Raw genomic sequence first — 1044 nt, 5'->3', positions numbered from 1 at the left:
TATCTGCTGAAAGATACGTCGCAGTTTGAAATTTCGGTACCGGCTTATCCGGATAAAACATTCCATGTCGAAAAATGGAACATTCTTCCCAGCGTGGATCAGACAACCCGTACGCTTCAGGTCCGTCTCCAGGTTTCTAATAAGGATGAGTTTCTCAAGCCGGGCATGAATGCCTATCTGAAACTGAATACCAAGAGCCAGGAGATGCTGCTGATACCAAGCCAGGCCGTTATCGATACCGGCAAAGAACAGCGCGTGATTACTGTTGATGATGAAGGCAAGTTTGTGCCGAAACAGATCCACGTTCTGCATGAATCACAGCAACAGTCCGGCATTGGCTCCGGCCTGAATGAAGGCGATACCGTGGTGGTCAGTGGCCTGTTCCTCATTGACTCCGAAGCCAATATTACGGGCGCGCTGGAACGTATGCGCCACCCTGAAAAAACAGAAAACAGTATGCCAGCAATGTCTGAGCAGCCTGTAAATATGCATTCAGGGCACTGAGGAGACGACGATGATTGAATGGATTATCCGGCGCTCTGTCGCCAACCGTTTCCTGGTCATGATGGGCGCACTGTTTCTCAGCATCTGGGGCACATGGACGATAATTAACACGCCGGTCGATGCGCTGCCTGACCTGTCAGATGTGCAGGTCATTATTAAAACCAGCTATCCCGGACAGGCCCCGCAGATTGTAGAAAACCAGGTCACCTATCCGCTTACCACCACCATGCTGTCCGTACCTGGCGCAAAAACCGTGCGTGGCTTTTCACAGTTCGGTGATTCGTATGTGTATGTCATTTTTGAAGACGGCACCGATCTGTACTGGGCCCGTTCGCGCGTGCTGGAATACCTGAATCAGGTTCAGGGCAAACTGCCTGCGGGTGTGAGCTCTGAAATCGGCCCGGACGCCACGGGAGTGGGCTGGATATTTGAATATGCCCTTGTCGATCGCAACGGAAAACACGACCTTTCAGAACTGCGCTCTCTGCAGGACTGGTTCCTGAAATTTGAGCTGAAAACCATCCCGAACGTGGCTGAGGT

Annotated in this window: 1 protein-coding gene and 1 pseudogene; both read left to right on the top strand. The window is 51.6% G+C overall.

The window, feature by feature from the left end; all coding sequences use genetic code 11:
* Positions 1 to 504 (top strand): annotated as a pseudogene (gene silB / locus BV390_RS30345) (Cu(+)/Ag(+) efflux RND transporter periplasmic adaptor subunit SilB); the annotation flags it as partial.
* A gap of 10 nt (positions 505 to 514) precedes the next feature.
* Positions 515 to 1044, top strand: a 530-nt coding sequence (locus BV390_RS30340) for an efflux RND transporter permease subunit (RefSeq protein ID WP_206098744.1), incomplete at its 3' end; no start/stop codon positions are given.

Source organism: Klebsiella sp. YJ, assembly GCF_002108615.1.
GTDB lineage: Bacteria > Pseudomonadota > Gammaproteobacteria > Enterobacterales > Enterobacteriaceae > Klebsiella > Klebsiella planticola.
Note: the sequence above shows the minus strand (reverse complement) of the source record. Positions and strands in the feature narration are given on the sequence as shown.